The organism is Salinibacillus xinjiangensis, from assembly GCF_009649735.1.
In the GTDB taxonomy this organism is placed as follows: domain Bacteria; phylum Bacillota; class Bacilli; order Bacillales; family Alkalibacillaceae; genus Salinibacillus; species Salinibacillus xinjiangensis.
The window spans coordinates 1-417 of the sequence record NZ_WJNH01000027.1; the positions used below are offsets into that span (position 1 = coordinate 1).

Below are 417 nucleotides of genomic sequence, written 5' to 3' on the forward strand. Positions count from 1 at the left end.
GGTTTTATGGGATTTGCTTCACCTCGCGGCTTCGCTGCCCTTTGTACCATCCATTGTAGCACGTGTGTAGCCCAGGTCATAAGGGGCATGATGATTTGACGTCATCCCCACCTTCCTCCGGTTTGTCACCGGCAGTCACCGTAGAGTGCCCAACTAAATGCTGGCAACTAAGATCAAGGGTTGCGCTCGTTGCGGGACTTAACCCAACATCTCACGACACGAGCTGACGACAACCATGCACCACCTGTCACTCTGTCCCCGAAGGGAACCCTCTATCTCTAGAGGTAGCAGAGGATGTCAAGACCTGGTAAGGTTCTTCGCGTTGCTTCGAATTAAACCACATGCTCCACCGCTTGTGCGGGCCCCCGTCAATTCTTTTGAGTTTCAGCCTTGCGGCCGTACTCCCCAGGCGGAGTG

The 417-nt window shown here is 54.4% G+C and carries 1 rRNA gene; it reads right to left on the bottom strand.

Annotated elements, in window-relative coordinates:
* A 16S ribosomal RNA gene (locus GH754_RS19325) occupies positions 1 to 417 on the bottom strand; the annotation flags it as partial.